The 2132-nt window shown below is 41.8% G+C and carries 2 protein-coding genes; both read right to left on the reverse strand.

Going from position 1 to position 2132, the window contains the following annotated elements:
- Window positions 1–485: glutamine synthetase beta-grasp domain-containing protein (locus tag IIB50_03320; protein MCH7530118.1), on the reverse strand; the 485-nt coding region annotated here is incomplete at its 3' end.
- A gap of 238 nt (window positions 486–723) precedes the next feature.
- The gene (locus IIB50_03325; GenBank protein ID MCH7530119.1) at window positions 724–1479 is read right to left on the reverse strand and encodes a homoserine dehydrogenase; all 756 of its coding nucleotides are present in this window, start codon (window positions 1477–1479) and stop codon (window positions 724–726) included.
- Between the last annotated feature and the right edge of the window lie 653 nt (window positions 1480–2132).

Consider the following 2132-nt stretch of genomic DNA (forward strand, 5'->3'; position numbering starts at 1 on the left):
CCACTGTTCCATGCGCCTTCTTCAGAATCCACTTTATAGAATGCACCCTGCATGTTGTCGTCCCAGGCGACATGGTCGAAGACAAAAAATTCATTTTCCGGACCGAAGTAGGCTACGTCGGCTATGCCGGTCGACTCAAGGTATGCCTGTGCGCGAAAGGCGAGCGAGCGCGGGCAGCGATCATAGCCCTGCATGGTCGTGGGCTCGACAACCTGACAGCGAAGATTCATCGTTGTTTCGTCGGTGAAGATGTCGAGCACTGCCGATGCCGCATCCGGCATCAAGATCATGTCGGACTCGTTGATCCCCTTCCAACCGGCTATTGACGAGCCATCGAACATTTTGCCGTCTTCAAACAGGTCTTCGTCAACCGTGTGCGCGGGGACCGTGACGTGCTGTTCTTTGCCGATCGTGTCGGTGAAACGAAAATCGATAAATTTGACGCCTTCATCTTTGATGAAGACAAGTACTTCTGCGGGCGTCATGGATCTTTCCTCCGGGTAGTCATGGTGCAAAATAATAAAAAGGCCGCGAGACGCGATCCGATAGCGTCTCTATTTGCAGGAAGCGTGCCAAAATAAAGCTTGCCTTAACTCGTTGTTTTTCATAATAATCCGACGACAGCGCGCAGCGTCAGCTGCGAATGCGAGCAACTCGCGCTGAACCCGGATGCGATAACCACTGATGTACATCCCTCCCTAGGCCATGACATAGAGCAGCAAGTTAAACAATATCTTGATAGGAAATTCTTCTAATTCCTTCTATGGAAAAAGAATCAAGAGGCGGGAAGAACCCCGTAGCCAAACCAAGTAAAACTACCAACTTATGGGCTGTATCAAAGCCATCAATATCATCAGAAGGGTCCTTCTCTGCATAACCAATGTCCTGCGCTTTTTTGAGAATAGAAAAAAAATCCTCTTTTGTTTTTTCCATCTCGGTCAATATATAATTACATGTTCCACTAAAAACCCCTATTAGCTTATTAATCCGCAGAGGAGAGGAGGTCATACTCTCTATGAGGCGGTAACTGGCAATATTAGACCCTCTTACTCCTAAATAGCAATTATTCTCATTCGCTTCTTTGAAAATTAGACTTCCTGTTCGAGCCAAAAGGGCTTTGTTAGCAGTTATTACATTTTTTCCTCTTTTCAAAGCCTCTAATATTATCTCTTCAGCAGGATTTATCCCTCCCATTACCTCTATAATAGTATTAATTTTTGGATTTTCCAGAATCTCCCTATGGTTTGTGGTCAACAAATGATGAGAAAAAGAAAACGGTCTCTTTTTATCTAAATGCTTAACAACTATTTTCTCCAAAACAAATTCATAATCTTCTTCTTTTTCTTTCTCCCGGTCAAGAAGTTCTACTATTCCTCTTCCTACTGTCCCCAGTCCAAACAATCCAAGACGAATTATCTTTTTTCTCATTTCTAACTCCTTTTCATTTGGGATAATACTGGAATATGTCTCTTTTGTCAAATATCGGCAGCTGATGTGTTATAGTGTTAGTAGAATGTCATATATAACGATCAAGCCAGAATGTCCTACCTTAGAGATTTAATTAGTTAACTTCCTTATAGGTTTATCTTTTCTTTTTTGTACTTAGCCAAATCGCTTTGTTTTAGAAATAATAATGCTCTTAAGAGAAAATGTCCGCTTTTCACCCTTTTTTGCATCTATATATTTAGGGTAAGCAAAAAAGGAGGATAGAATGATCAAGGAGACTGAGTTAATAAAACTTGCTCAATTAGGGAACAGATGCTTTTATTCGTGCGAGTCTATTCTCTTTGAGAAGACCATACTGGTTATTAATGAGTGGCTGCACTCAAGGTGCACACACAATTTCCTTAATAGGTTCTCTCGCACTTGGGAATTGGCAATCTAACACAACAGGCAGTCTTTAAACTCCTGAGTATTTCAAGATAGCTCCGTTCCCCAAGCATAAGAGAATGGTACTCTCATTGAGTAGAAAAGACAAACCCTTGATCTGGGGTTGTAAACTGTCAAGTACTTTTCCCAGTGCTTCGGTAAGGTAATTTCCCAGTAGTCTGGTAAGTACTTTTCACACCTTCGCGGTAAACAGATTTCCCATTTCTTGAAGAAGTTAGAAATGATTACTCCTCCTTTTTTTG

This window comes from Patescibacteria group bacterium (genome assembly GCA_022560785.1).
Lineage (GTDB): Bacteria > Patescibacteriota > Minisyncoccia > Phycocordibacterales > JADFSL01 > JADFSL01.